Source organism: Micromonospora sp. DT68, assembly GCF_049847245.1.
Lineage (GTDB): Bacteria > Actinomycetota > Actinomycetes > Mycobacteriales > Micromonosporaceae > Micromonospora > Micromonospora profundi.
Window position 1 is genome coordinate 375,187 of sequence record NZ_JBNCNZ010000002.1, and the last position, 25,213, is coordinate 400,399.

Here is a 25,213-nt window from a genome sequence, read left to right on the forward strand (position 1 = left end):
CCGATGATGCCCCGCCCGGATGGGCTTCGGCTGGCGGGAATCGGACCTGGCTGTGGACCAGGGGGAGCAGCGCCGTCGAGGAAGCGGTCCGGCCGGTCAGGCCCCGAGCGGTACTCGGCCTGACCGGCCGGGAATCAGCTCAGCGGGCTGGCTGCCCGGGCGCGTTCGCACTGGCGGTCGGAACCCCCGGCGGCGGAGGTTCCGCCGGGCGGCCCGGCGCACCGGGCGGGCTGCCGGGCGGTCCCGCCGGGCTGCCGGGCGGCGGCGGGGCCGGCGCGTCGGTCGGTCGACCCGAACTGGGTACGCCGGGCGCGGCGGGAACGTCAGTCGGTTTCGCGGTCGGAGGAGCCGGCACGCCGGGTGGCCCGGGTGCGGTGGGCGGCTCGGCAGCGGGGCCGGCCGGGCTGGGCGCGACGGGTCGCGGCTGGTCGGAGCCGGTCGCGGCGAGGGCGATGGGTGCCGCGATCAGGATGGCGGCCACGGTGCCCACCGCCCCCATCGTCACCGTGACGCGACGCCGCTGGCGTACCCGCCGTTCCGCTCGGCTCAACTGGTCATGCACGATCGGTGCCTCCTCAGCCAGGTCGGTGAGGGTGGAGCGGATGAGGTGCTCGAAGGGCTCGGTCATCGCCGTACCTCCAGCAGTTCGATCTCCGGTAGCAACTCCCGCAGTCGGGTGACCGCCCGGTGGGTACGGCTGCGCACAGTGCCCACCGAGCAGCCGAGCAGTTCGGCGACCCGGGCCTCGGGCAGGTCCTCGTAATAGCGCAGGACCACCACCGCCCGTTGGGCCGGCGGCAGGTGCCGCAGCGCGGCGCGCATCGCCAACCGCACGTCCGACCCACCGCTCGGGTCGGCGCCGACCGGCTCGTCCGCCGGGTTGAGCGGCGTCTCCCGCCACCGGCGCAGGCGCCGCCACCAGCTGATCTGCTGGCGGTACATCACCACGCGCAGGTACCCCTCGGGGTCGGTGTGGCGGATGGTCGCCCACTTCGGGATGGCTCGCGCCAGCGCCGACTGCAGGAGGTCCTCGGCTGCGTTCCGGTCCCCGGTCAACAGGTACGCGATCCGCATCAGCGCCGGAGTCCGGCTGCTGACGAACTCGGCCAGTCGGAGTCGTTCGTCCTCGTCCACAACCACCTCCCTTTCGTTGTCACCTCTACAGACGCCTCAGCTCGTCGCCGCTATCCACGTTCGACGGTGTTGTCCGTCCGAAAGTGTCGGTCGTGGCGGGTAACGTCCGGCCACCAACTCAAGAAGGGGTACGGCGATGGCGAGCGTGGCGGATCGGGCGGCGGCGTCGACACCTGGCGCTTTCCCGCCGCTGCCCCGGGCCGTCGTGCAGTCCTTCTACCGCCGGATGCGGGCCGTCGCGCCGGCCGCCGTCGGTGCCATCGAGCGGGACCGGGCCGCCGACCCCGAGCAGGCGTTCGCCGACACCGCTTGCGGCCGGCTGGTGCGGTCACTCGACGACGCGGGCCTCCGGGCACTCGGGATGTGGACACACCACTGGTGCATGCGTTTCTACGACGATGACACCCGGCCCGGTCGGCGGCTGGTCCGGGAGATCGCCACCCGACCGGGGCTGGGTTGGACGGCCGACGAGGTGCGCTGGATGCTGCGCGAGTCGGTGTGGGCCGGGCCGGCAGCCCCTGAGCGGTTCACGCTGCCCCGCGCCGCCGCCGCGCAACTACCCCCGACCGACCGGCCGCTGGACGAGTTGCCGCCGGGGCACTGGCCCGAGGGTGCGGTGCCCCGTCAGCGGCGGCCGAGCTGACGCCGCGCCAGCTCATCTCGCCGGCGTGGAGGGGCCGGCCTCTACATGGGTGCGCCCCCGGCCGTTCGGCGGCTGGGGCAGGATGGACGCGGCACCGCACCGACGGAAGGGACGCCCATGCCCGCAAGCGCACCGACGATCCTCGCCACAAGCATGGGTTTCAGCCGGGGAGACCGCGGTCCGCTGGATCTGCGTCCCGGCCCGGTCTTCGAGCTGGCCGCCGAGCTGGCCGAGGCCGGCCCGCAGCCACGGATCTGCTACCTCGGGCAGGCCGTCGGTGACCAGCCCACATCGCTGGCCGCCATCTACGGCGCGTTCGCCGACACCCGGTTCCGGCCGTCGCACCTGGCGCTGTTCCCGATGCCGAACGTCGACGACGTCCGCGCCCACCTGCTCGCCCAGGATGTGATCTGGGTCGGTGGTGGCAGTGTCGCCAACCTGGTGGCGGTGTGGCGGGTGCACGGCCTCGGCGAGATCCTGCACGAGTGCTGGCAGGCCGGCGTGGTGCTGGGCGGCGTGTCCGCCGGCTCGATCTGCTGGCATGTGGGCGGTGCCACCGACAGCTTCGGCCTGCGGCTGCGCGGCTTCACCGACGGGCTGGGCTGGCTGCCGTACGGCAACGGGGTGCACTACGACAGCGAGGCCCAGCGGCGACCGTTGATGCACGAGCTGGTCGGCAACGGGACGCTGCCGACCAGCCACTGCACGGATGACGGCGTCGGCCTGGTCTACCGGGGGACCGAGCTGGTCGAGGCGGTCGCCGACCGCGAGGGCGTCTCCGCGTACGAGGTGAGCCGTTCGACGGACGGCAGCGTCCAGGAGGCGGTCATCGCCCCACGCCTGATCGGCTGACAGCCTCGTCGACCATGATCGTCTGGCCGTACTGACGGCCGAATCGGAGCCGGCTGGACCCGCCTGGTCGGCACCGGCGTAAGCTGGCTCGTCGTGAGTCTCACCATCGGCATCGTCGGCCTGCCCAACGTCGGCAAGAGCACGCTTTTCAACGCGTTGACCAAGAACGACGTGCTGGCGGCGAACTACCCGTTCGCCACCATCGAGCCCAACGTCGGCGTGGTCGGGCTCCCCGACGAGCGGCTGGGCAAGCTGGCCGAGATCTTCTCCTCGCAGAAGGTGCTGCCCGCCCCGGTGTCGTTCGTCGACATCGCCGGCCTGGTGCGCGGCGCGTCGAAGGGGCAGGGCCGGGGCAACGCCTTCCTCGCCAACATCCGGGACGCCTCGGCGATCTGCCAGGTCGTCCGGGCCTTCTCCGACCCGAACGTGGTGCACGTCGACGGCAAGGTCTCCCCGGCCGACGACATCGAGACGATCAACACCGAGTTGATCCTCGCCGACCTCCAGACCCTCGACAAGGCGCTGCCGCGGTTGGAGAAGGAGGCCAAGCTCCGCAAGGACCGCCTGGCCGCCGTCGCCGCCGCGAAGGCTGCCATCGAGGTCCTCGACGGCGGCACGACCCTGTACTCCGGGGCCGCCGCTGCCAAGATCGAGCTGGAGCACCTGCGCGAGCTGCACCTGCTCACCACCAAGCCGTTCCTCTACGTCTTCAACGTCGACGAGGCCGAGCTGGCAAACGAGGCGTTCCTCGACGAACTGCGCGCCTTGGTCGCCCCCGCCGAGGCCGTCTTCATGGACGCCAAGATTGAATCTGAGCTGGTGGACCTGCCCGAGGACGAGGCCCGCGAGCTGCTGGAGTCGATCGGGCAGAACGAGCCCGGCCTCAACCAGCTCGTCCGGGTCGGCTTCCGCACCCTCGGCCTCCAGACGTACCTCACCGCAGGCCCCAAGGAAGCGCGCGCCTGGACCGTCCCGGTCGGCGCCACAGCGCCGGAGGCCGCAGGCGTCATCCACAGCGACTTCCAGCGCGGCTTCATCAAGGCCGAGGTGGTCTCCTACAACGACCTGGTCGAGCACGGATCGATGGCGGCGGCCAAGGCGGCGGGCAAGGTCCGCATCGAGGGCAAGGAGTACGTCATGCAGGACGGCGACGTGGTGGAGTTCCGCTTCAACGTCTAGTTCCGGTCCGACGTCTGCCTGATCCACGTCGCTTCTCGTGGCTGGTTCCTGCGGCTCACAATGTCGTGTGGAATCCGATCAGCAGTCCGATGACCGACTCGGCTATGCCCGCGACCGTGACTGGATCGCCTACGCGATCCATGAACTTCCAGTGGGCGTGCTGTGGGGGCCGGATGGCGCGACAGCGGAGCAGTGTGCGGAACTGCTGGACGGCTTAGACGAGTTCGCAACCGTCTGCGATCGCCTCGGATTGGGTGATCACGCGGAGTTCATCGAGAATTGCCGGTGGCACTTCGAGCACTATGCGCATTACCTGGGCCGCCGTCGTCATTTCGTGGACTACGGCACCTACGTTCGCGACCGGCACGGACCGATGAGCATCTCACCACCGCCGCCTCCGTACTGGTTGGGCAGCAGATAGATGCGCGGCGTCACGTGCTCGACGCCCGGCTGGGCTGAATCGCGTTGCCCACCCCGTCGAGCAGCCCCTACGGTGATCCGGTGATGATCCGTGACGCCGAGGACGCCGACTGGCCTGCGATCTACCCCTTTTTCAGCGAGATCGTCGCAGCGGGGCACACGTACGCCTACCCGGAGGATCTCACTCTGGACCAGGCTCGTGGGCTGTGGATGGAAGCTCCGCCGGGGCGTACCGTCGTCGCGGTTGATGGGTCGACAGTGCTTGGCAGCGCCAAGATGGGCCCCAACCGGCCCGGCCGTGGAGCCCACGTCGCGACCGCCAGCTTCATTGTCGATCCGGCGCACGCGGGCCGTGGCGTCGGTCGGCACCTGGGCCAGCACGTCGTCGACTGGGCGCGGCGCAGCGGATACCGCAGTATCCAGTTCAACGCTGTGGTCGAGACCAACGAGGTGGCCGTGCGACTGTGGCGGTCGCTGGGCTTCGAGGTGCTCGCCACCGTCCCCGAAGCGTTCGATCATCCAGAGCACGGCCTGGTGGGGCTGCATGTGATGTTCCTGGACCTGGCCAGCCCCGCAGAGTCGTGACGTCCGGCCGGATCCCGGACGCCCGTGTGCCTGCGACAGCAGACACACGGGCCGGGATGCCGTCCGGATTGCCCGTCGTTCGGATCAGGTCGGTTCGACAGGTAGCCACAGCTCGCAGGTCGCGGTGCTGAAGTCGTCCGCGCGCTCCACCATCGAAACGATCGACGGGCCGGGCCGCAGGCGCCACGGGTTGGACGGGAACCACTCGGTGGCCGTCGCGGCCCAGGTGCTCTGGAGCGTCTGCGGATAGGGCCCGGCGCTGCGGAATACCGCCCACCTGCCGGCCGGCACCTCGATGGCGTCGAGGTCGTCGGGGACCGGCGTGTCCAGGGACACCGCAACCCCGTGCAGGTACGTCAGTTCGCTGCCCTCGGTGGCGTCGGGGTCGACGTTGTCGCTGACCTGCAGTAGCCCTGCCGGGTCGGTGTCGCTGAGGGCCTTCAATTGGAGATGCGCCTCCATCGGCAGGCCGGAGATGTGCTGCTGGATGTGCGGATTGACGCCCTCGTGGATGAGCGGGACCCGAGCCGCGTATCCGGCGAGCCGGAACGCGGGGCGTTCCACGATACGAGTGTGCATGGGGATGCTCCCTTCGACTGTCAGGCGGAACCTGAGCTGCGGTTGTGTGCGAAGGGGACCTCCGTCGCGACGAACGTCACCGGGGCCGGCGCCATGGACCGCCCGGAACGCACGACCGAACGCCTCGGTCGAGCCGTACCCGTGCCGGACGGCGATGCTCAGCAGATCGCCGTCCCCCCGTACGACGTCGGCTGCGGCCACGGTCATGCGGCGTCGGCGCACGTACTCCGACAGGGGCATGCCAGCCAACGACGAGAACATCCGGCGCAGGTGGTATTCGGTGGTGCCGAGCGATTTGGCCAGTTCGTTGACGTCGACGTCATCGGTGAGGTGCTTCTCCACCAGATCGACAAGTCGATTGAGTGCCGCGATCACGAGACCTCCCTTCGACATCGAGCTTGGCTGAACGGACCCCGGCCCCGCCCGACCGTAGCGGCCCGATCCGATCAGATGCCCGAGGTGGCCAGCGAGCGGTCAGGGCGCCGTTCGACGGATGACCAGCAGGGCGATGTCGTCGTTGGGGTTCTCGGTGTCGAGGGTCGCCATGACGGCGGCGCAGACGGTCTCGGCAGGTTCGAGCGGAACGGCGGCCGCCAGCCGGCCGATGCCGGTGTCGATCGATTCGCCACGGCGTTCGACGAGCCCGTCGGTGTAGCAGACCAGGACCGCACCGGGCGGGAAGTCCACAGTCGTACTGCGCCGCTGCGGAATCCGGTGGCGGATGCCGAGCGGCGGGTCGACCCTGGCGGGAAGCAGGGCGGTGGGCTCCGAAGGCACGACCATCACGGGGCGCAGATGCCCCGCCAGGGAGACCTTGATCGTCGTACCGTCCGGGGAGATCATCGCGTACAGCGCGGTGCTGAGACTGCCGGTCTCGAAGTGGTTGACCTTGCGGTCGAGGAGGGTCAGCGCCTCGGCTGGATCGTGCGACACCAGGGCGTACGCGCGCAGCGCACTCCGGATCCGACCCATCACCACGGCCGACTGGAGTCCGTGCCCCGACACGTCACCGATGACCACTCCCAACCACCCCGACGGCAGGGGGAAGACGTCGTACCAGTCGCCGCCCACTCCGGAGACGTGACCGGGGACGTAGCGGGCGGCCATCTCCAGATTCGGCACCTTGGGCAGCTCCGTGGGGAGCAGGCTCCGTTGCAGAGCCAGGGCGGCGCTCTGGTCCAGGCTGTGCGCGCGGGCCTGGTTCGCCACGCCGATCCGGTCGGCGACGAGTTCGAGCAGCCGGACGTCGTCGGGTGCGAACCGGCGTGGCGTGAGAGTCCCTACGTGCAGGACGCCGATGAGATCACCGCGCGCGAAGATCGGCACACCGAGCAGGGACTTCACCCCGGTTTGCAGCAGGACCGGATTGATCACCTGCTCGGCGGTGACCTGCTCGATGATCACTGGTTGACGGGTCAGGGCGATCCGACCGGCGAAGCCCCGGCCAACGGAGACCCGGAATGCCTGCCGGACCTCCTCCTCCAGCCCTTTGGCGGCGGTCGCGACAAGCTGCCGGGCGTGGACGTCGAGAAGCAGGATGGCGGCGGTGTCGACGCGCAGCAGCTCGCGGACCCGGTCGAGCAGCTCGTCGAAGAGGTCGGCGGCGTCGAGCCGGGACAGCGTCGCATCGGTCACGGCCTCAATGCGGCGTAACCGCTCCGCGTCCGTGACTCCGCTGGTCGCAACCACCCGCTGATCCTAGCTGTGCAGTCCGCTGCTGCTGATCGCGCGCAGGTCAAGCTCGGACCTGGTGCAGCCGACGGCCGCTGAGGTGCGGCACCGGTCGGCGGCCGGGAACGAGCCGCGCGGATGGCCGCGACCCGGCTAAGATCGCCCGACTCGCCTTCGGCCTCACAACGGTCTGAGAAGGCCGGCCTGGGCTGCTACCGCTCGGCCCAGACGCCCAGCTCGTTGCCGCTGGGGTCGGTGAAGTGGAAGCGCCGCCCGCCGGGGAACTCGTACGGCCCGTTCACCACGTGACCGCCGGCGTCCTTGACGGCCTGCACGGACTGGTCCAGGTCTTTCGAGTAGAGCAGCACGAGCGGGCCGCCCGCCCGGACTTCCTTATCCACACGGAGGCCGCCCACCTCGGGTGCGGTTTCGCCGTGCGGGCTGCGGATGCCGGCGTATCCCGGCCCGTAGTCGTTGAACTGCCAGCCGAACGCGTCGGCGTAGAAGCGCTTGGCAATTTCGAGGTCGGTGACCGTGAACTCCACGTAGTCGATGGAGTGATGGCCGTGTGGCGTTGGCTCAGACATGCGCGAGATTGTGCGCCACCGGTATGACAGGTGCTTCACCGACACGGACCGCAGCGGGCAGGCACTGCTCATCACCTTCGACCTGGTGCCGAGTGGCGCGGGCACGCTCGTCCGGATGACCGAGACAGGGTTCCGTGAGCACCACGTCGTGAGCACCACCGTTCACGACGAACCGTGGTCGGCGATTGGCGACCCCATGCGGCGTACGATGATCGACATCCTGTTGTCCGACGGACCGGGCACTGCCACAACGTTGATCAGGGGTTACCCGTCACCCGCCCGGCTCAGTGGAGCTGCGGCGGCAGCCCTTTGCGGTCTACGACGGCCCGGACCTGCGCCTCCCACTTGAAGATCAGGTCGTTCCACTCAGGCGAGTCGAAGTAGTTCTCGGTCGACCCGTCGAGGTCGAACTCCGGCATGTACATGCCGACCACGCCCTTCTGGAGCAGACCCTCCTCAGGGACGTCCTTCTCGCGCAGGATCAGGATCGGTAGGCCGAGCTGGTACGCCATCGCCGGTTCGATGTGCGACCAGGGGCTGGTCAGCCAGGTGTCGTCCAGCCGGTAGCTCTTCAGGCCCGCGAGGTCGGTGCGGAAGTTGCCGCTGCCCGTCTCGATGTACGTCCGCCGCAGGGCGACGGTGATGAGCCCGTTCGACTCCAACATCAGCCGCCTGATCGCCTTCAACGGGGCATCCATGTCGTAGTCGGGGAGTGGCCTGCTGTCGGCAGTCCGACTGCCGGCAGAGGTGTAGACGGGCCGAGGCCGGACGACCTCGGAAGCAGCGTCGGGCACTGGTCCCGGTGACGACCGCACCATGATCGACAGGTTGGCAGGGCCCCCGCGTCAACGTTTGATCGATCGGCGGAGGGGCATGTGCTGCCGTGCGTATCGACATCAACGAGCCAAGGGCCGTCGAGCAGTTCTGGGAAGGGATGCACGATGTCGCAGCTGCCGCGGCACGGCACGGCACCAGGATGGCAACCTCTACGGGGCGCTGGTCAAGATCGGCAGATCGGCCCTGGCCCAGGGGGTCGAACTGATGCCGGCCGGTGGGCTGTTCCTGGTATGCCCGGTCTGCGATGCCGCGCCGGGCCAGCGCTGTATCAACGTGCCGGGCGAACCGCTGAACGGCGACATCCTGCACCGGCAGCGCGTCGATGTGGTGGAGAAGGTGATCGAGGGGCAAGCGGCGCTTCCCGCTCCGCTCGCCTGATCAACACGCGAGTGCTCCTGCCCGGCTCCCTCGGCCACCTGCGGAATCCAGCGCGGAAGGAAGGCCGGTCCTCGCGACCGCTGGCAAGGCCGGCTCCGGTTCCCTGACGGCGAGGCGTTGGTGCCTCCCGACGCTGTGGAACCGGAGCCGACCAACCGCCACTACTGCTTGCGGTAGACGGAGATGTGCGCCGGGCTGCTCGCGTCGAACGGCCGCCGGTGCCAGTCGGCGTACCGCTCGGTGAGCCGCAGCCCTGCCTGCTGGGCCATCTCGTCGATCTGGTGCGGCCAGGCGTACCGCATGGCGAACGGCTTCAGGTGCACACCGTCACCGTCGAACGTGATGGTCTGCCGGATGAACCGCTGCGCCGACCGGTCGTAGGAGTGCAGCCGGATCGTCGCCGAGTCCTCGGTGACGGCACGGACCCGCACCTGCTCGTCGGCGTCGAAGTCACGCGGGTCGGGCACGAACGTCTCGATCACGAACGCGCCGCCGGGTGACAGCACCCGGGCGACGTTGCGGAAGCAGTCCGCCTGCCGCTCGGCGTCGACCAGGTTGAACAGCGTGTTGAAGACCAGGTACGCGAGCCGGAACTCACCTGTCACCGGTACGTCCGCCATGTCGGCGACGACCACAGGGATCTGGTCGCCGCCGGGCTTGGCCCGCATCTGGGCGAGCATCTCCTCGGACGCCTCGATGCCTTGCACGGTCAGACCGCGCTCGGCCAGCGGCAGTGCGACCCGGCCGGTGCCGATCGCCAGTTCGAGGACCGGGCCGCCGTCGGCCAGGTCGGCCAGGAAGTCGACGGCGGGCATCGGGTCGGGGTTGGTGTCGCCGCTGTCGTAGTCGGCGGCCCACAGCCGGCCGAACAGGCCGGGATCGTCGAAGGCCGACATCAGCGGCCTCCGAGGTTGGTCAGGGCGTCACAGGTGCGCTGAGCAGGTCTGCTCACGAAGTCTCGATTCCTCAGGTCGGATGACGGTGGGTTCGGGGGACTTCGTCGTGTTGGGCATGTCGCTGCTCCCTTCCGGCGGCTGTCGAGTGAGGACACCAGAGACGGCAGGGGCCCGGCAAGGCAATTACGCCAGCCGGGCCCGGTAGTGCGCGTGGTCAGGAGATGTGGTGCAGGATCACGTTGTGTACGTGGTGGCTCTTCTGCGCGCCACGGAACTCCACCTCGTAGGTGTGCGTGCCGACGTGGATGGCTATCGCACCGGTGGAGAAGAACGACCCGCCCCAGGACTTGTTGCTGACCACGCTCACGCTGGTGATCTTCGAGTACGGGATGCTGGTGATCGCGAACCGCTTCCCGACGAAGGAACGGTCCTGGATGATCACCCGCCGATCGGTGAGCCCGATGAACCCGGTGCCGGTGCCCACGGCGTCGTAGACGGCGATGATCTGCTCGCCCTCGAGGAGTCCGCTCTCGATCTGCTGGACCTGCTCTTTGCGGTCGTACGCGATGTTCGCCATGCCTTCAAGGCTAGAAAACCGGCGCCAGCCGCCGTGGCGCGGTCAGGCTCAGGACTCGGTGACCGCCCGGTACGCGTCCTCGATGCGGGCGGCCAGCAGGACCTCGCCCTCGGTCAGAGGCTCGCCGTTGCCGTGCCCGACCCGGATCTGGGTGCTGTCGGACCGACGGCTGATCTCGGGGCGTAGGTGCAGTGCGTCCGCAACCACCTTCACCCGTTCTGTCAACGCCGCGTGTTGGGTATCGTCGATCACGAGGGTTCGCCGGATCTGTTCGCCCTCCCGCGTCCACCCGGATAACAGGGTCAACGCGTCGGACAGATAGTCGTGCTTGGCTCGGCTGTTGAACAACACCCGCATGACCGCACCCCCCAAGCGCCGTTGTCGGCTTGTGGCCAAATCGTCGCCATCCCGTGTCTTGTCGGTGCTCTCTAGTTTGTCCCCGCTCGTGGGAGGTGTCCACGCCCACACTTCCGGGTTCTGTTGGCCTTGCGGACGACGACGGCACCCAAACCGCCGATTGATCTGGCACCCTGGACGCCCGTGCAGACCGAACGGGCGAGTGGTGGCGGGCAGGGCGATCGACGGGACCTGAAAGTGATCGTCGGGGCGGCGATCATCCGGGACGGGCGGGTGCTCGCGTGCGCGCGTGCCGCCCCGCCGGAGGTGGCCGGCATGTGGGAATTCCCTGGTGGAAAGGTCGAACCGGGGGAGACCGAGACCGACGCGCTGATCCGGGAGTGCGTCGAGGAACTGGCCGTACGCGTCGAGATCGGCGACCGGGTCGGCCGCAACGTGCGGATGGCCCACGGTCGGTCGGTGCTGAAGGTGTACGCCGCGCGATTGGTGGGCGACGACGAGCCGCAGGCCCTGGAACACGAGGGGTTGCGCTGGCTGGCCGCCGACGAACTGGACTCGGTGACCTGGCTCCCCGCCGACGCACCGATCGTGACGGCCCTACGGCCCCTGCTCAAAACCCTGTAACGCCGCACGAAGGCTCCCCGGAGCCGGAGCCGGAGCCGGAGCCGGAGCCGGAGCCGCGGCGCGGAAGCGCAGGAGCGCGGTGGGCGCGGGCGGGCGCGCGGTGAGGGCGGAGTGCAGCGAGGGGCCGGCGGCTGTGCCGCCGGCCCCTCGCGTTGTCCGTTTAGTGCTTGTCCTGGTCCGGGTGGGCGAAGTTGAGCTCGTCCGGAGGCAGCGGGAAGGTCACGTCGTCGCCGAACGGCGACGGCGCGGCAGGCCTGTCGAACGTCAACTCGGTAAGCGGCAGCTTGCCCCGCTCGTCGACCGCTGGCGCGGTCGGGTGGGGCACCTCCCGGTGCCAGTTGACGCCGCTCTGCGCCTGCGCCTCGGCCTGCGGGTCGTGCGAGCCACCCGCGTGCGAGTGCACCCCGCCCCTTGCCGCGCCCGGCGACGTCGCCGAGCCCTGACGGGCGGTGGTCACGCTGGTCTGGGGCGTCTCGCCCCGACGGAAGATCTTGCTACCAAGCCACACAAGGGGATCGTACCTGCGGTCGACGACCCGTTCCTTCATGGGGATGATCCCATTGTCAGTGATCTTGATGTGCTCGGGGCAAACCTCCGTGCAGCACTTGGTGATGTTGCAGAAGCCGAGGCCCTGTTCGGCCTGTGCGTACTCCTTGCGGTCGGTCCGGGCGTCCAGCGGGTGCATGTCCAGTTCCGCTGCCCGGATGAAGTACCGCGGGCCGGAGAACGCCGGCTTGTTCTCGTCGTGGTCACGGATCACGTGGCAGACGGTCTGGCACAGGAAGCACTCGATGCACTTGCGGAACTCCTGCGAGCGCTCGACGTCGACCTGCTGCATCCGGTAGTCGCCCGGAGCGACGTCCGCCGGTGGGGCGAACGCCGGCGTCTCCCGCGCCTTCTCGTAGTTGAACGAGACGTCGGTGACCAGGTCCCGGATGATCGGGAAGGTGCGCAGCGGGGTGACGGTTACCGTCTCGGTCTCCTCGAAGGTCGACATCCGCGTCATGCAGCCCAGCCGCGGCTTGCCGTTGATCTCCATGGAGCAGGAGCCGCACTTGCCGGCCTTGCAGTTCCACCGGCAGGCCAGGTCGGGCGCGTCGGTGGCCTGCAGGCGGTGGATGACGTCGAGGACGACCTCGCCCTCGTTCACCTCGACCATGTAGTCCTGAAGGTCACCGCCGGACTCGTCGCCCCGCCAGATCCGGAACTGACGCTTCGCGCTCATCGGTTGTCCGCCTCTCCAGCGTCGGCGACGAGAGCGTCGAAGTCGGCGAGCTCCTCGTCGGTGAGGTACTTGGCCAGCTCCGCCCGGTCGAAGAGGCCGATCAGCTCCGGCCGCATCTTCGGCAGCGGCTTACGGGTCAGCTGTACGGTGTCGCCGTCCAGCGAGCAGACCAGGTTGACCTGCCGCCACTTCGGCTCCATCGCCGGGTAGTCCTCCCGGGTGTGCCCGCCGCGCGATTCCTGCCGCTCCAGCGCCGCCTTCGCGGTGCACTCCGAGACCACGAGCATGTTGCGCAGGTCCAGGGCCAGGTGCCAGCCCGGGTTGTAGCGCCGACCGCCGACCGCGCTCACCTTCGCCACCCGCTCGCGCAGCTCGGCCAGCCGTACGAGGGCGTCAGCCAGCTCACCCTCGCGACGGATGATGCCGACCAGATCCCCCATGACCGTCTGGAGGTCCTGCTGGAGGGTGTACGGGCTCTCGCCGGTGTCCCGCTGCAGCGGCGCGAGAGCGGTCTCCACAGCCGCCTCGACGGCGTCCACGGCGACCTTCGGCCGGGCGTCCAGCCCGTCGGCGTAACTGGCCGCGTGCCCACCGGCCCGCTTGCCGAAGACCAGCAGGTCGGACAGGGAGTTGCCGCCCAGCCGGTTGGAGCCGTGCATGCCACCGGAGACCTCACCGGCGGCGAACAGCCCGCGTACGTGGCCGAAGGCCGCACCCGAATCCGGGTCCACCTCGACGCCGCCCATCACGTAGTGACAGGTCGGACCGACCTCCATCGGCTCGGCCGTGATGTCGACGTCGGCCAGTTCCTTGAACTGGTGGTACATCGACGGCAGCCGTCGCCGGATCTCGTCGGCCGAACGCCGGCTCGCGATGTCCAGGAAGACGCCACCGGCGGGGGAGCCCCGACCGGCCTTGACCTCGCTGTTGATAGCGCGGGCCACCTCGTCGCGGGGCAGCAGCTCCGGGGGACGGCGGTTGTTGTCCGGGTCGGTGTACCAGCGGTCCGCCTCCTCCTCGGTCTCCGCGTACTGCTTGCGGAAGACGTCGGGGACGTAGTCGAACATGAACCGCTTGCCCTCGGAGTTCTTCAGCACGCCGCCGTCACCGCGGACCGACTCGGTGACCAGGATGCCCTTCACCGAGGGCGGCCAGACCATGCCGGTCGGGTGGAACTGGAGGAACTCCATGTTGATCAGAGTCGCCCCGGCGCGCAGCGCCAACGCGTGACCGTCGCCGGTGTACTCCCACGAGTTCGACGTGACCTTGTAGGAGCGCCCGACGCCGCCGGTCGCCAGCACCACGGCGGGCGCCTCGAAGAGGATGAACTCCCCGGACTCCCGGTAGTAGCCGAACGCGCCGGCGACCCGGTCACCGTCGAGCAGCAGCTCGGTGATCGTGGTCTCGGAGAAGACCTTGATACGCGCGTCGTACGAGCCGAACTCGCGCTTGTCTTCCTGCTGAAGCGAGACGATCTTCTGCTGGAGTGTGCGGATCAGCTCCAGGCCGGTGCGGTCGCCGACGTGCGCAAGGCGGGGGTACTCGTGGCCACCGAAGTTGCGCTGCGAGATCTTGCCGTCCTTGGTGCGGTCGAAGAGCGCGCCGTACGTCTCCAGCTCCCAGATGCGCTGCGGCGACTCCTTCGCGTGCAGCTCGGCCATCCGGAAGTTGTTGAGGAACTTGCCGCCGCGCATGGTGTCGCGGAAGTGCACCTGCCAGTTGTCCCGGCTGTTCACGTTGCCCATCGCGGCGGCGGCGCCGCCCTCGGCCATCACAGTGTGCGCCTTGCCGAAGAGCGACTTGGAGATGATCGCGGTCTTCTTGCCGGCGAGCCGGGCCTCGATCGCCGCGCGCAGACCGGCGCCGCCGGCCCCGATGACGACGACGTCGTAGTGGTGTCGTTCGATGCGAGTGGTAGTGGTCATGTCGGGGGCCCTTTAGTTGATGAACCGCAGGTCGGAGAACCAGCCGGCCGCCAGCGCCATGATGTAGAAGTCGGCCAGCGCCAGGGTGCCGAGGGTGATCCAGGCGAGCTGCATGTGCCGGACGTTCAACGCCGAGACGAACGTCCAGGCCTTGTAGCGCACCGGGTGCTTGGAGAAGTGCTTGAGCCGGCCACCGATGATGTGCCGGCAGGAATGGCAGGAGATGGTGTACGCCCAGAGCATCACCACGTTGCCCACCAGGATGATGTTGCCCAGGCCGAAGCCGAAGCCCTCGGGGGAGTGGAAGGCGAGGATCGCGTCCCAGGTGTTGATCAGCGAGATGATCGCGGCGGCGTAGAAGAAGTAGCGGTGCAGGTTCTGGCCGAGCAACGGGAAACGGGTCTCACCGCTGTACTCCTTGTGACCGTCCGGGACGGCGCAGGCCGGCGGCGACAGCCAGAACGACCGGTAGTAGGCCTTGCGGTAGTAGTAGCAGGTGAGCCGGAACAGCAGCAGGAACGGCAGCGTCAGTGCCGCGTCCGGGATGATCCACCAGCCGGGCAGGAACTGGCCGAAGTGCGAGGAGCCCTCGACGCACCGGTCCGTCACACAGGGGGAGTAGAACGGGGTCAGGTAGTGGTACTGGTCCACCCAGTACCACTTGTGCATGAAGACCCGGACCGTCGCGTACGCGACCCAGGCGCTGAGCCCGATCACGGTGATCAGCGGGGCGATCCACCATCGGTCGGTACGCAACGTCTTCGCCGCGATGGCGGCGCGTGCCCGCGCTCCCCGCGGCTTCGTTGCCGTTGAAGTCATTCGAGTCGTCTCCTCGGCGGGCCCGTACGGGCGGGCTGATCTATCTCCGGTCGGCACGCGGCCCGGCGAACCGCACCCGCTGCCACGTCATGCGCACACCAACGACCACGCCGGATGACCGGCGCAGCTAAGTGACACACGTTACGCCGATCTTTGCGGGCCGTCCGCGCAAGGGAGTGTCCCGTGTGTCTGGCCTGCGGAAAAGCCCTGGCACGCCGATCAATGGCTCGATGTTAAGAAGATCACTCTCCGCCCGGCTGATCAGCCCGAGGCGCCTCCCGTGAAGTGCCAGGACGCCAGTCGCACCGACGGGGCCGTCCACCACGTACCGTCCACCCGGTCCGGTTGACGCACGGGCCGCGCGCCGAGCCCCAGCACCGCGCCCGGACCGAGTGCCCTCGGGTACGACTCGGTGAACCTGAGGTCGCGTACCGCCCGTACGACAGTGCCGTCCTCGACGAGCCACACCCCGTTACGTGTCAACCCCGTGACGACAAGGCTCTTCGGGTCGAGGACACGCGTGTACCACAGGTCGGTGACCAGCAGCCCGCGTCGCATCCCGGCGACCAGCGCAGCGGTGTCGGTGTCGACGACCGCGCCGGCCGCCGTGCCAGTGGTGCTCCGACCCACAGCACTGGCCGGGCCGGCCGCGGCACCCGCGAGACGCAGGTTGCGGGCCATCGGGCCCCAGGTGGCACCGCCCGCGATCGCGTGCCCGGTGGACTCCGCACCAGCCTCGGCGGCCGTCCGCCGATCGTGGGCCACCGCCCGGGTCGTGCCCGCGTCCACCAGGGTCAGCGCCCGCCGGCCGGTGCCCTCCGCGTCGAACGGCAACCCCGACGCGCCCAGTGGATCGTCCACCACTGTCACCTGTTGATCGAACTGGGCAACCCCGGGCTCGGCGAACGACTGCCGCTCGGCGTACCGCTTGCCGTTGAAGCCGTACCAGGACAGGTTTTGCAGCAGGTCCGCCACGGCGGCCGGCTCGAAGACCACCTCGTAGTGCCCCGGCGGCAACTCGACCGGGTCGGCCGCCGCCCGCGCCTTCGCGGCGGCGTGCGCGCCCAACTCCGCGCCGTCCAGGTCGGCCAGCCGGTCCGCGCAGCGCCGCGCGACCCCGTCCGCGCCGTCGCGACGGGCGATGCCGTCCATCGCCGCCTCCACCGCGCGGCCGTACGCGGTGTGCCCCGCCGAGTTGGCGAACGCAGACGAGCGGTGCGCGGTACGGCAGTAACCCGCAGTGGTGAGGTCACCGGCGGCGGCAACGAACGCGCGTACCCGATCGGCACGCTCATCCGGCTCGGCGTGCGCGGTGGCCTCGTCGACAGGCGGAGCGTCCGGCACGGGTGCGGGCGGGGCCAGCCCTGGCCAGCCCGAATCGGGCGGGCAGAGCCGCGCCGCGGTCAGGGTGCGCTCCACCAGGGCCCGCAGCCCGTCGGCGGTGACCACGCTGCCGCTGCCGGCGGCCGTCCGGCCCTCGACGTGCAGCCGCAGCCGGACACCGACTGTGGATTCGGAGACGTTCTGGTGGATTGCCGAGTTGGCGAACCGGGTCAGCGCCAGGTCCGCGCGGGTCACGACCGCCTCGGCCTGAGCATCCGGTCCGCCGAGCCGCCGCACCAGCTCGACGACCTGCCCCGCCAGCTCGACCTCCGTCGACCCGCTCACGCTGAGCCACCTTTCGTTCGCGACTGCGGGGCTCGCAAACCCGGCTCACTCCTCGCGCTCACGCTGAGCCACCTTTCGTTCGCGACTGCGGGGCTCGCAAACCCGGCTCACTCCTCGCGCTCACGCTGACACCCCCACCCGGACGTTGCGGAAGCGCGCCGGCGCGGCCGGGTGACCGGTGTGCCCGGTCTGGCCGGGTTGGCCCTTGCCGCAGTTGGGCGTCCCCCAGGACACCGTCTCGCCGGAGAGCATGTCCATCGAACGCCAGAAGAGCGGGCCGATGCCCGTGTACGTGGGATTACGCAGCATCCGCCCCCGCCGACCCTTCTTGATCTCCCAGCCGACCTCGCAGCCGAACTGGAAGTTGAGCCGCTTGTCGTCGATCGACCAGGACCGGTTGAGGTCCATCAGCACCCCGTCGTCGGTAGCCGTGATGATCTCCTCCAGGGTGTGCGGGCCGGGTTCCAGGCCGACGTTCGTCATCCGCACCATCGGCAGCCGCGCCCACCCGTCGGCGCGTACGCTGCCGCCGTAGTCGAGGCCGGCCACGGCGGCCGAGTCCCGGCCGGCGAGCACCCCCACCCAGCGACCGTCGCGGACCGCGTCCCGCTTTACCGCCGGCGAGCCCTCGTCGTCGAAGCCGAAACTGCCCAGCGCGCCGGGGATGGTCGGGTCGATGGTGATGTTCATCAGCTCGGAGCCGTAGTGGAGCGAGCCGAGCTGGGCCAGATCCAGCCAGGACGTGCCGGCGAACGCGGCCTCCCAGCCGAGGATCCGGTCCAACTCGATGGCGTGCCCGACCGACTCGTGGATCTGCAGGGCCAACTGCTCGCCGCCGAGGATCAGGTCGGTCTCGCCGGCCGGGCAGGGCGGTGCGGTCAGCAACGCCCGGGACTCCTCGGCGATCTGCGCGGCGTGCGCCGCCAGGGCGAGCGACTCGACAAGCTCCCAGCCGGTGGTGCCGTACTGCCCCCGGTAGCTGGGCCAGGACCGTCGCTGCGTCTCGCCGTCGCCGATCGACGTGGCCGAGATGCCCCCGCCGCACTCACGGATCCGCTGGTCGATCCGGTGGCCCTCGCTGGACACGAACCACTTCGCGGTGTCCCAGATCTGGTAGAGCCCTTCGGCCAGGTCGGCGCCGTGCCCGACCATCGTGCGTGTCGCGTCGACAAGCAGGTCGCCCTTGTCCGACAGCGGCACGCCGAGCGGGTCGATCTGGCAGTCGGAGGCCCAGCTCGCGGTCACCGGCTGGCTCGGCACCAGGTCGACCGGCGGACCGGGCACCCGCGCGCTCGCTGCGGCCGTCCTGGCCGCGCGCCGGCCGGCGTCGCGGGCGGCGGCGTCCGACAGATCGGGTACGGCGTGAAAGCCCCAGCTCGACCCGACAAGCGCCCGGACGCCGAGGCCGATGCTCTCGTCCTGGGTCAGCTCCTCCACGTCGCCGTTGCGAGCCGTCATCGACTCGTAGCGGCGGTGCATCACCCGTGCGTCGGCGTAGCGGGCGCCGGCGTCGAGTGCGGCCTGCACGGCGGCGGTGGCCGCGTCGAACTCGGTCATGCGACCGACCCTAGGCCAGCCGACCGACAGCCGTCAGGGGAGCAGATCTTCCGGCCGGACGGTGGCCCACACCGGCTCCGCTAGCTCCAGAACCCCACGTGACCTTGACGCTACTGGCGTCGCCCGCGCCGTAGCCCTCCGCGCCCCGTAGCCCGATCCCGCCACGCCCCCGCCCTGTCCCGCTCCGCGGGCCGCCAGATCACGCAACATCCTTGTTGTCGTGGTGTCGGCGCGTCGGTGATGCCACTACATCCTGGTTCGAGCGTGACCCTTGACGGCGGTCGGGCTCCCAAGCCCTGTTCCCGGTCTCTCGGGGGAGGCGTTCGTCGTCAAGAATCGCGCAGCATCGGGGATGTTGCTGTCTCTCGGGTACTGGAGGCAGCAACATCGGGGAAGTTGCGTAGATCTTGGCGTGGGGCGCGATCAGGAGATGAATGGGCGTGGATGGCGAGGTGACGGGGCTGCGGGGCCGATGCCGACTCGTTACGCTCGGCCCCGCTGACAGGCGCTGGCGTCGTAGCTTATTTTCACCCTCGGGACTTGCCTGTAAGTTCTCTTCGTCACTGAGGGGAGGCGGCCGTGGACAAATCGGATCCGGCGCCGTCCGGGGGACCGGACGACCATCCCACCGTGCCGGCGCAGCGCGGCAACGAGGACGCCTACCTGCGGGTGAGTGACCTGCGGGTCCGGTTCGACACCTCCGACGGCGTGGTGCGCGCGGTCGACGGGGTGTCGTTCGCCGTCGAGCGTGGTCGCACCCTCGGCATCGTGGGCGAGTCCGGCTCCGGCAAGAGCGTCACGTCGCTTGCCATCCTCGGTCTGCACGACCCCAAGCGGACCACGATCACCGGGGAGATCTCCGTCGGCGGCCGGCAGGTGGTCGGCCTTGCCGACGAGGAGGTACGCCGGCTGCGCGGCCGGGACATGGCGATGATCTTCCAGGATCCGCTGTCGGCGCTGCACCCGTACTACACGGTGGGCCGGCAGATCGCCGAGGCGTACCGGGTGCATCACCCGAAGGCCAACCGACGCGAGGCCCGCCAGCGGGCTGTCGACATGCTGGAAAGGGTCGGCATCCCGCAGCCGGCACGGCGCTTCGACCAGTACCCGCACGAGTTCTCCGGCGGCATGCGGCAACGGGCGATGATCGCGATGTCCCTTGTCAACGACCCGGCGCTGCTGATCGCCGACGAACCGACCACCGCGCTGGACGTCACAGTGCAGGCGCAGATCCTGGACCTGCTCGCCGACCTCCAGGCCGAGTTCCAGTCGGCGATCATCCTGATCACCCACGATCTGGGCGTGGTCGGCCAGGTGGCCGACGAGGTGCTTGTCATGTACGGCGGGCGGGCCGTCGAGCACGGCAGCGTCGAGCAGGTGCTTCGCTCGCCGCAGCACCCGTACACCTGGGGGTTGCTCTCCAGCGTGCCGTCGCTGCACGGCGACGCGGACGCGGACCTGCTGCCCATCCCCGGCAACCCGCCCAGCCTGATCAACCTGCCGTCCGGCTGCGCCTTCCACCCGCGCTGCCGCTACGCGGACCGCAACGGCGACCGGTCCCGCACGGAGGTGCCCGAGTTCCTCCCGGCCGGCGCGGACGGCCATCTGGTCGCCTGCCACCTGAGCGCGCAGGAGCGCGCCGAGCGCTACGCCGAGGACGTCGCATCCGTGGGGGTGGCGCGATGAGCGAGGAACCGCTGCTGCGGGTCCGCGGCCTGACCAAGCACTTCCCGGTACGTCAGGGGCTGCGCTCCACCGGCCTGGTGCGGGCGGTCGACGGGCTCGACTTCGACGTGCGCCCGGGCGAGACGCTCGGCCTGGTGGGGGAGTCGGGCTGCGGCAAGACCACCACCGGCCGGATGATTGTGCGGCTGTTGGAGCCGACCTCCGGGACCATCGAGTTCGACGGACGGGACATCACCCACGCCAGGCGGCGCGAGCTGCGACCGTTGCGCCAGGAACTCCAGATCATCTTCCAGGACCCGTACGCCTCGCTGAACCCCCGGCACACAGTCGGGCGGATCGTGGCGATGCCGTTGCAGGTCAACGGGATCAAACCGCCGGGCGGGGTCAAGGCCCGGGTGCATGAGTTGCTGGAGCTTGTCGGGTTGAACCCGGAGCACTACAACAGGTACCCGCACGAGTTCTCCGGCGGTCAGCGCCAGCGCATCGGTATCGCCCGCGCGCTCGCCCTGCGGCCCAAGCTGATCGTCGCCGACGAGCCGGTCTCCGCGCTGGACGTCTCGATCCAGGCGCAGGTGGTCAACCTGCTGCGCGACCTGCAACGGGACCTCGGGCTGGCGTTCGTGTTCATCGCACACGACCTGGCCGTGGTGCGGCACTTCTGCCAGCGCGTCGCGGTGATGTACCTGGGCCGGATCGTGGAGATCGGCGATCGGGCCGACATCTACGAGCGCCCGCAGCACCCGTACACCAGGGCTCTGCTCTCGGCGATTCCGGACGTCACCCAGCTCGGCCCGGCGGGCCGGATCCGGCTGACCGGGGACGTGCCCACGCCGCTCGACCCGCCGTCGGGCTGCCGGTTCCGCACCCGGTGCTGGAAGGCGCAGGACGTCTGCGCCACCGAGGAGCCGGCGCTGGTGCCGCGCGACGGCGGCAACCAGGCCACCGCCTGTCACTTCCCGGAACCACCCGGCGCCGGTCCGGAGGCGGGGGCCGGCGTGGGCGTCGCGCAGGGGCGCGGGGCCGCAGCGAACGTCGAGGAGGTGTCGTCGTGAGCCTGTCGCCGGTGGAGGGTGTGGCGCTGGCCGAGATCGAGTCCGGCGCCGACCCGGGGGAGCCCGCGACGAAGGGCGTCGTCGGCCGTTCGCCCGGCCAGCTCGCCTGGCTGCGCTTGCGCCGGGACCGGACGGCAGTGGTCAGCGGCGGTCTGCTGATCTTCTTCATGCTGCTGGGGTTGGCCGCCCCGCTGATCGAGATGGCGTACGGGATCGGCCCGCGCGAGCAGTTCCAGAACCTGCTGGACGGCTTCGGGATGCCGCTGGGCTACGCCGGTGGGGTCAGCGGGGACCACTGGTTCGGCCTGGAGCCGGGGCTGGGCCGGGACATCTTCATCCGGCTGATCTACGGGCTGCGGACGTCGCTGTTCATCGCGTTCGCGGCGGCTCTGATCACCGCGACCATCGGGGTCGTGCTCGGTGCGCTCGCCGGCTACCTCGGCGGCTGGCTCGACGCGGTGATCAACTGGATCACGGACCTGACCCTGGCCATGCCGTTCCTGATCATCGCGCTGGCGCTGACCCCCACGATCACGCTGCGCTTCTACGGCGAGCGGGGGCAGGTGTCGGCGGCCTTCGGCGTGGGTGTGCTGATCGCCGTCTTCGCCATCTTCGGCTGGACCAGCACGGCCCGACTCGTACGCGGGCAGGTGATCGCGCTGCGCGAGCGGGAGTTCGTGGAGGCGGCCAAGGCCAGCGGGGCAGGGCTGGGGCACATCATCTTCCGGCAGCTCCTGCCGAACATCTGGGCGCCGATCCTGGTGTCGTTCTCCCTGGCCGTGCCGCAGTTCATCACCAGTGAGGCGGCGCTGTCGTTCATCGGCGTCGGGCTCAGTGACGAGACGCCGAGCTTCGGCCGGATGATCTACCGCAGTCTGGACTTCCTCCAGACCGACCCGGCGTACGTGTTCTTTCCGGGCATCACGATCTTCGCGCTGGTGTTCGCCTTCAACCTCTTCGGCGACGCGTTGCGTGACGCGCTCGACCCGAAGTCGTCCCGGTAGGGGTAACTCATGGCGCGATTTCTGATCAAGCGGCTCTTCTCCGCCGTGCTGACCCTGTTCGCGGTGAGCGTGCTGACGTTCCTGATGTTCTTCGCCCTGCCACGCGACCCGGTCACCAGCATCTGCTCGAAGAACTGCAACCCGGAGCGGCTGGAGCGGGTCCGCGACGACCTGGGTCTGAACGACCCGCTGATCAGCCAGTACGCCGGCTACATGAAGGGCATCTTCACCGGACGGGACCTGGGCAGCGCCCAGGGCGGCAGGTGCGACGCACCCTGCCTGGGCTGGTCGTACGTCACCAACGAGGCTGTCTCGGACACCATCGCCCGGGTGCTGCCGGTGACGCTGAGCATCGTGATCCCGGCGGCGATCCTCTGGCTGCTGCTCGGTGTCGGGCTGGGCATGGTGTCCGCGCTGCGTCGGGGCACCTGGCTGGACCGGGCCGCCATCGGCTTCTCGCTTACCGGCGCCTCGTTGCAGCTCTACTTCGTGGGCGCGGTGCTGCTGCTGGTGTTCGTCTACAACCTGCGGTGGCTACCGGTGCCCAGCTACACGTCGATCTTCGACAATCCGGCGAAGTGGGCCAGTGGGCTGGTGCTCGCCTGGGTGGCGCTGGCGTTCCTGTTCTCGGCCATCTACGCCCGGCTGTCGAGGGCGCAGATGCTTGAGACGCTGTCGGAGGACTTCGTCCGCACGGCACGGGCCAAGGGCCTTGCCAAACCCAAGGTGTACGGGCGGCACGCGCTCCGCGCGGCGATCACCCCTGTGGTGACCATCGCCGGGATGGACGTCGGCGGGGCGCTGGGCGGCACGGTGATCACCGAGACGACGTTCGGCATCCAGGGGCTGGGGCGTACGGCGGTGGACGCCGTCCGCTCCGGCGACCTGCCCACCATCATGGCCACCGTGCTGATCGCGGCCGTCTTCGTGGTGTTGGCGAACGTGCTGGTGGACCTGCTCTACGCGGCCATCGACCCCCGGGTACGACTGCGGTGACGGTCGGCTGCCCGCAGCGCCGCCCGATGGCGAAATTTATCGACAACTGTTACACAACTCGTAGGTTTTCTTCCTTACGATCCTCGGGACGTCGGCGGTTCTCGCCCCGACGAAACCGCACGGCACATGGGTGAAGGGGGTACTTCATGAGACCACGCGTGGTGGCTGCCGCAGGCGGCGCGATCGCTCTGGTTGTGGCATTGGGTGCGTGCTCGAAGAACACGGGCGAGGGCACCACTGTGGACACCGAGCGCAAGCAGACCGGGGTCATCGCGACCGACCCCAAGGACTCGCAGGGGCCGGCGGCCGAGGTCGAGGGCGCCGCGAAGGGCGGCACCTTCACCATCATCCGGGAGTCGCCGATCTCCCACCTGGACCCGCAGCGGACGTACTCGTTCGCCGGTCTGATGACCAACCCGCTCTTCGCCCGCTACCTGACCACCTGGAAGGACGACGGCAAGGGCGGCCTGGTCCTGGTGGGTGACCTTGCCGAGACCCCGGGCAAGAACGTCAACAACGACTGCAAGGTCTGGGAATTCAAGGTCAAGGACGGGGTGAAGTTCGAAGACGGCCGGCCGATCACCTCCAAGGAGATCGCGTACGGCATCGCCCGCTCCTTCGACCCGGACCTGTCCGGCGGCCCGACCTACATCCAGGAGTGGCTGGCCGACAGCCCGCAGTTCGACACCGCGTGGGACTTCAAGAAGAACAAGACGTCGCTGCCGCCGGGCCTGAGCACGCCGGATGACAAGACGCTGCGCTTCGAGTTCGCCAAGCCCCGCTGCGACCTGCCGTTCGCGGTCTCGCTGCCGACCACCGCGCCGCTGCCGCCGGACAAGGACACCGGCGTCGACCTGGACAAGCAGCCCTTCTCGTCGGGCCCCTACAAGGTCGCGAAGAACCAGGTAGGCGTGCAGATCACCCTGGACCGCAACCCCAACTGGGACCCGAACACCGACCCGGTCCGGCACCAGTACCCGGACCAGTTCGTCTGGACCTTCGGCCCCACCGCCGACGCCGCGAACAACCGGGTGATCGCCGACAACGGCGCCGACCAGAGCGCGCTCGCCTTCAACGGCGTACCCGCCTCGCTCGTCGCCAAGGCGGTCGGTGACGCGTCGCTGAAGTCGCGCAGCATCCTGTCGCCGACGCCGAGCGCCAACCAGCTCGTCATCAACAACCAGCGGGTCAAGGACCTGAAGATTCGCCAGGCGCTCAACTACGCCATCGACCGCGAGGGCATGATCAAGGCGCTCGGCGGGCAGACCGTCGCCGCGCCGCTGACCACGCTCATGCCGCCGGCCACCATCGGCTACAAGGCGTACGAGGCGTACCCGGCGGGCCCCAACGGTGACGTCGCCAAGGCCAAGGAACTGCTCGGCGGGCAGACGCCCGAGCTGGTCCTCGGTGTCGCCGACAACACCACCGAGCAGCAGCAGGGCGCCCAGCTCAAGGCCAACCTGGAGCGCGCCGGCTTCAAGATCACGCTGCGGAACATCTCGGACGACGCCAAGCTCGACGAGATCAAGAAGAAGGACAACCCCTGGGACCTGTACATCGGTAACTGGGCGGCGGACTGGCCCAGCGGCGCCTCGATCCTGCCGGTGCTCTACGACGGCCGCACCATCAAGGCCGCTGGCAACAGCAACCAGTCCTACTTCAACGACCCGACGATCAACGCCGAGATGGACCGCATCCTGGCGCTGGCCCCGGCCGAGCAGGGCCCGGAGTGGGCAAAGCTCGACGAGCGGATCATGAAGGAGCACGCGCCGGTGGTGCCGATGTACGTCGACGTGGCCTACTTCGTGCACGGGTCCAAGGCCGGCGGTGTCTTCGTCTCCAGCGTCTTCGGCTACCCGTCGTTCGTCAACGCGTACGTCAAGCCGTAAGTTCCCGCACCACAGCAAGGGTCCCCTCCCGACAACGTCGTCGGGAGGGGACCCTTGCTGTGAAGATGGCATT

At 69.4% G+C, this 25,213-nt stretch carries 26 protein-coding genes; 12 read left to right on the forward strand and 14 right to left on the reverse strand.

Translation table 11 applies throughout. The features are described 5' to 3' along the window. Positions 1–139 precede the first annotated feature (139 nt). Both ACPXB1_RS04930 and ACPXB1_RS04935 read right to left on the reverse strand, forming a co-directional pair. A complete protein-coding gene (locus ACPXB1_RS04930) occupies positions 140–628 on the reverse strand; it encodes a hypothetical protein (RefSeq protein ID WP_355590776.1) in 489 nt (162 codons plus the stop codon). Further along, positions 625–1,134, reverse strand: coding sequence for a SigE family RNA polymerase sigma factor (locus ACPXB1_RS04935; protein WP_355590779.1), 510 nt, complete (start codon positions 1,132–1,134; stop codon positions 625–627). The genes ACPXB1_RS04930 and ACPXB1_RS04935 overlap by 4 nt, the downstream gene beginning before the upstream one ends. A 136-nt stretch (positions 1,135–1,270) precedes the next feature. Between ACPXB1_RS04935 and ACPXB1_RS04940 the strand changes: the two genes are divergently transcribed. The 5 genes from ACPXB1_RS04940 to ACPXB1_RS04960 all read left to right on the forward strand — a co-directional run bounded on the left by ACPXB1_RS04940 (position 1,271) and on the right by ACPXB1_RS04960 (position 4,813). Continuing rightward, complete coding sequence (locus tag ACPXB1_RS04940) at positions 1,271–1,777, forward strand: hypothetical protein (protein WP_355590782.1); 507 nt, start codon at positions 1,271–1,273, stop codon at positions 1,775–1,777. A 117-nt stretch (positions 1,778–1,894) separates the two neighbouring features. Then, positions 1,895–2,629 carry a peptidase E gene (locus ACPXB1_RS04945; protein ID WP_355590784.1) on the forward strand — a complete coding sequence of 245 codons (735 nt, stop codon included), beginning with the start codon at positions 1,895–1,897 and terminating at the stop codon, positions 2,627–2,629. 93 nt (positions 2,630–2,722) lie between these two features. Next, entirely contained in the window at positions 2,723–3,808 is a 1,086-nt protein-coding gene (gene ychF, locus ACPXB1_RS04950) for a redox-regulated ATPase YchF (protein WP_355590787.1), read from the forward strand. A 67-nt stretch (positions 3,809–3,875) separates the two neighbouring features. After that, positions 3,876–4,229: a hypothetical protein gene (locus tag ACPXB1_RS04955; RefSeq protein WP_355590790.1), complete on the forward strand. Its 354-nt coding sequence runs from the start codon at positions 3,876–3,878 to the stop codon at positions 4,227–4,229. A gap of 83 nt (positions 4,230–4,312) precedes the next feature. Then, a complete protein-coding gene (locus ACPXB1_RS04960; RefSeq protein ID WP_425734897.1) occupies positions 4,313–4,813 on the forward strand; it encodes a GNAT family N-acetyltransferase in 501 nt (166 codons plus the stop codon). 84 nt (positions 4,814–4,897) lie between these two features. Here the strand turns inward: ACPXB1_RS04960 and ACPXB1_RS04965 are convergent, their stop codons facing one another. The 4 genes from ACPXB1_RS04965 to ACPXB1_RS04980 all read right to left on the reverse strand — a co-directional run bounded on the left by ACPXB1_RS04965 (position 4,898) and on the right by ACPXB1_RS04980 (position 8,336). Beyond that, positions 4,898–5,767 (reverse strand): AraC family transcriptional regulator, encoded by an 870-nt coding sequence (locus ACPXB1_RS04965; protein ID WP_355590796.1) that lies wholly within the window; start codon positions 5,765–5,767, stop codon positions 4,898–4,900. Positions 5,768–5,866: 99 nt separating this feature from the next. After that, complete coding sequence (locus tag ACPXB1_RS04970; protein WP_355590799.1) at positions 5,867–7,081, reverse strand: PP2C family protein-serine/threonine phosphatase; 1,215 nt, start codon at positions 7,079–7,081, stop codon at positions 5,867–5,869. Between the two features lie 194 nt (positions 7,082–7,275). Continuing rightward, on the reverse strand, positions 7,276–7,650 hold the full coding sequence (locus ACPXB1_RS04975) for a VOC family protein (RefSeq protein ID WP_355629842.1): 375 nt from the start codon (positions 7,648–7,650) through the stop codon (positions 7,276–7,278). Between the two features lie 284 nt (positions 7,651–7,934). Further along, a complete protein-coding gene (locus tag ACPXB1_RS04980; protein WP_425734842.1) occupies positions 7,935–8,336 on the reverse strand; it encodes a hypothetical protein in 402 nt (133 codons plus the stop codon). A 355-nt stretch (positions 8,337–8,691) separates the two neighbouring features. Here ACPXB1_RS04980 and ACPXB1_RS04985 point away from each other — a divergent pair, with 355 nt between their 5' ends. Then, positions 8,692–8,865 (forward strand): zinc finger domain-containing protein, encoded by a 174-nt coding sequence (locus ACPXB1_RS04985; RefSeq protein ID WP_425734843.1) that lies wholly within the window; start codon positions 8,692–8,694, stop codon positions 8,863–8,865. 161 nt (positions 8,866–9,026) lie between these two features. Here ACPXB1_RS04985 and ACPXB1_RS04990 read toward each other — a convergent pair whose 3' ends face one another. The 3 genes from ACPXB1_RS04990 to ACPXB1_RS05000 form a co-directional block, all read right to left on the reverse strand. Further along, entirely contained in the window at positions 9,027–9,761 is a 735-nt protein-coding gene (locus tag ACPXB1_RS04990; RefSeq protein ID WP_425734844.1) for a class I SAM-dependent methyltransferase, read from the reverse strand. Positions 9,762–9,975: 214 nt separating this feature from the next. Then, positions 9,976–10,338: a PH domain-containing protein gene (locus tag ACPXB1_RS04995; protein ID WP_030337500.1), complete on the reverse strand. Its 363-nt coding sequence runs from the start codon at positions 10,336–10,338 to the stop codon at positions 9,976–9,978. A 48-nt stretch (positions 10,339–10,386) separates the two neighbouring features. Further along, positions 10,387–10,695: a 4a-hydroxytetrahydrobiopterin dehydratase gene (locus ACPXB1_RS05000; protein WP_053660437.1), complete on the reverse strand. Its 309-nt coding sequence runs from the start codon at positions 10,693–10,695 to the stop codon at positions 10,387–10,389. Between the two features lie 183 nt (positions 10,696–10,878). Here ACPXB1_RS05000 and ACPXB1_RS05005 point away from each other — a divergent pair, with 183 nt between their 5' ends. Next, positions 10,879–11,319: a (deoxy)nucleoside triphosphate pyrophosphohydrolase gene (locus ACPXB1_RS05005; RefSeq protein WP_425734845.1), complete on the forward strand. Its 441-nt coding sequence runs from the start codon at positions 10,879–10,881 to the stop codon at positions 11,317–11,319. A gap of 160 nt (positions 11,320–11,479) precedes the next feature. Here ACPXB1_RS05005 and ACPXB1_RS05010 read toward each other — a convergent pair whose 3' ends face one another. The 5 genes from ACPXB1_RS05010 to ACPXB1_RS05030 form a co-directional block, all read right to left on the reverse strand. Then, positions 11,480–12,544, reverse strand: coding sequence for a succinate dehydrogenase/fumarate reductase iron-sulfur subunit (locus tag ACPXB1_RS05010; protein WP_355590817.1), 1,065 nt, complete (start codon positions 12,542–12,544; stop codon positions 11,480–11,482). Then, the gene (locus tag ACPXB1_RS05015; protein ID WP_355590820.1) at positions 12,541–14,469 is read right to left on the reverse strand and encodes a fumarate reductase/succinate dehydrogenase flavoprotein subunit; all 1,929 of its coding nucleotides are present in this window, start codon (positions 14,467–14,469) and stop codon (positions 12,541–12,543) included. The genes ACPXB1_RS05010 and ACPXB1_RS05015 overlap by 4 nt, the downstream gene beginning before the upstream one ends. 12 nt (positions 14,470–14,481) lie before the next feature. Continuing rightward, positions 14,482–15,288, reverse strand: a complete 807-nt coding sequence (locus tag ACPXB1_RS05020; RefSeq protein ID WP_355590823.1) for a hypothetical protein — start codon at positions 15,286–15,288, stop codon at positions 14,482–14,484. Positions 15,289–15,549: 261 nt separating this feature from the next. Continuing rightward, the gene (locus tag ACPXB1_RS05025; protein ID WP_425734846.1) at positions 15,550–16,956 is read right to left on the reverse strand and encodes a TldD/PmbA family protein; all 1,407 of its coding nucleotides are present in this window, start codon (positions 16,954–16,956) and stop codon (positions 15,550–15,552) included. A gap of 120 nt (positions 16,957–17,076) precedes the next feature. After that, positions 17,077–18,513: a TldD/PmbA family protein gene (locus ACPXB1_RS05030; RefSeq protein WP_425734847.1), complete on the reverse strand. Its 1,437-nt coding sequence runs from the start codon at positions 18,511–18,513 to the stop codon at positions 17,077–17,079. A gap of 630 nt (positions 18,514–19,143) precedes the next feature. On the opposite strand from ACPXB1_RS05030, the gene ACPXB1_RS05035 reads away from it, so the two are divergent. From ACPXB1_RS05035 to ACPXB1_RS05055, 5 genes are all read left to right on the forward strand, one after another. Beyond that, on the forward strand, positions 19,144–20,199 hold the full coding sequence (locus ACPXB1_RS05035) for an ABC transporter ATP-binding protein (protein ID WP_425734898.1): 1,056 nt from the start codon (positions 19,144–19,146) through the stop codon (positions 20,197–20,199). After that, positions 20,196–21,251 (forward strand): ABC transporter ATP-binding protein, encoded by a 1,056-nt coding sequence (locus ACPXB1_RS05040; protein WP_355590832.1) that lies wholly within the window; start codon positions 20,196–20,198, stop codon positions 21,249–21,251. Before ACPXB1_RS05035 ends, ACPXB1_RS05040 begins: the two co-directional genes overlap by 4 nt. Next, a complete protein-coding gene (locus ACPXB1_RS05045; protein ID WP_355590835.1) occupies positions 21,248–22,255 on the forward strand; it encodes an ABC transporter permease in 1,008 nt (335 codons plus the stop codon). The genes ACPXB1_RS05040 and ACPXB1_RS05045 overlap by 4 nt, the downstream gene beginning before the upstream one ends. A 9-nt stretch (positions 22,256–22,264) precedes the next feature. Further along, positions 22,265–23,251: an ABC transporter permease gene (locus ACPXB1_RS05050; RefSeq protein WP_355590838.1), complete on the forward strand. Its 987-nt coding sequence runs from the start codon at positions 22,265–22,267 to the stop codon at positions 23,249–23,251. A 146-nt stretch (positions 23,252–23,397) separates the two neighbouring features. After that, positions 23,398–25,140, forward strand: coding sequence for an ABC transporter substrate-binding protein (locus ACPXB1_RS05055; protein ID WP_355590841.1), 1,743 nt, complete (start codon positions 23,398–23,400; stop codon positions 25,138–25,140). Positions 25,141–25,213 lie beyond the last annotated feature (73 nt).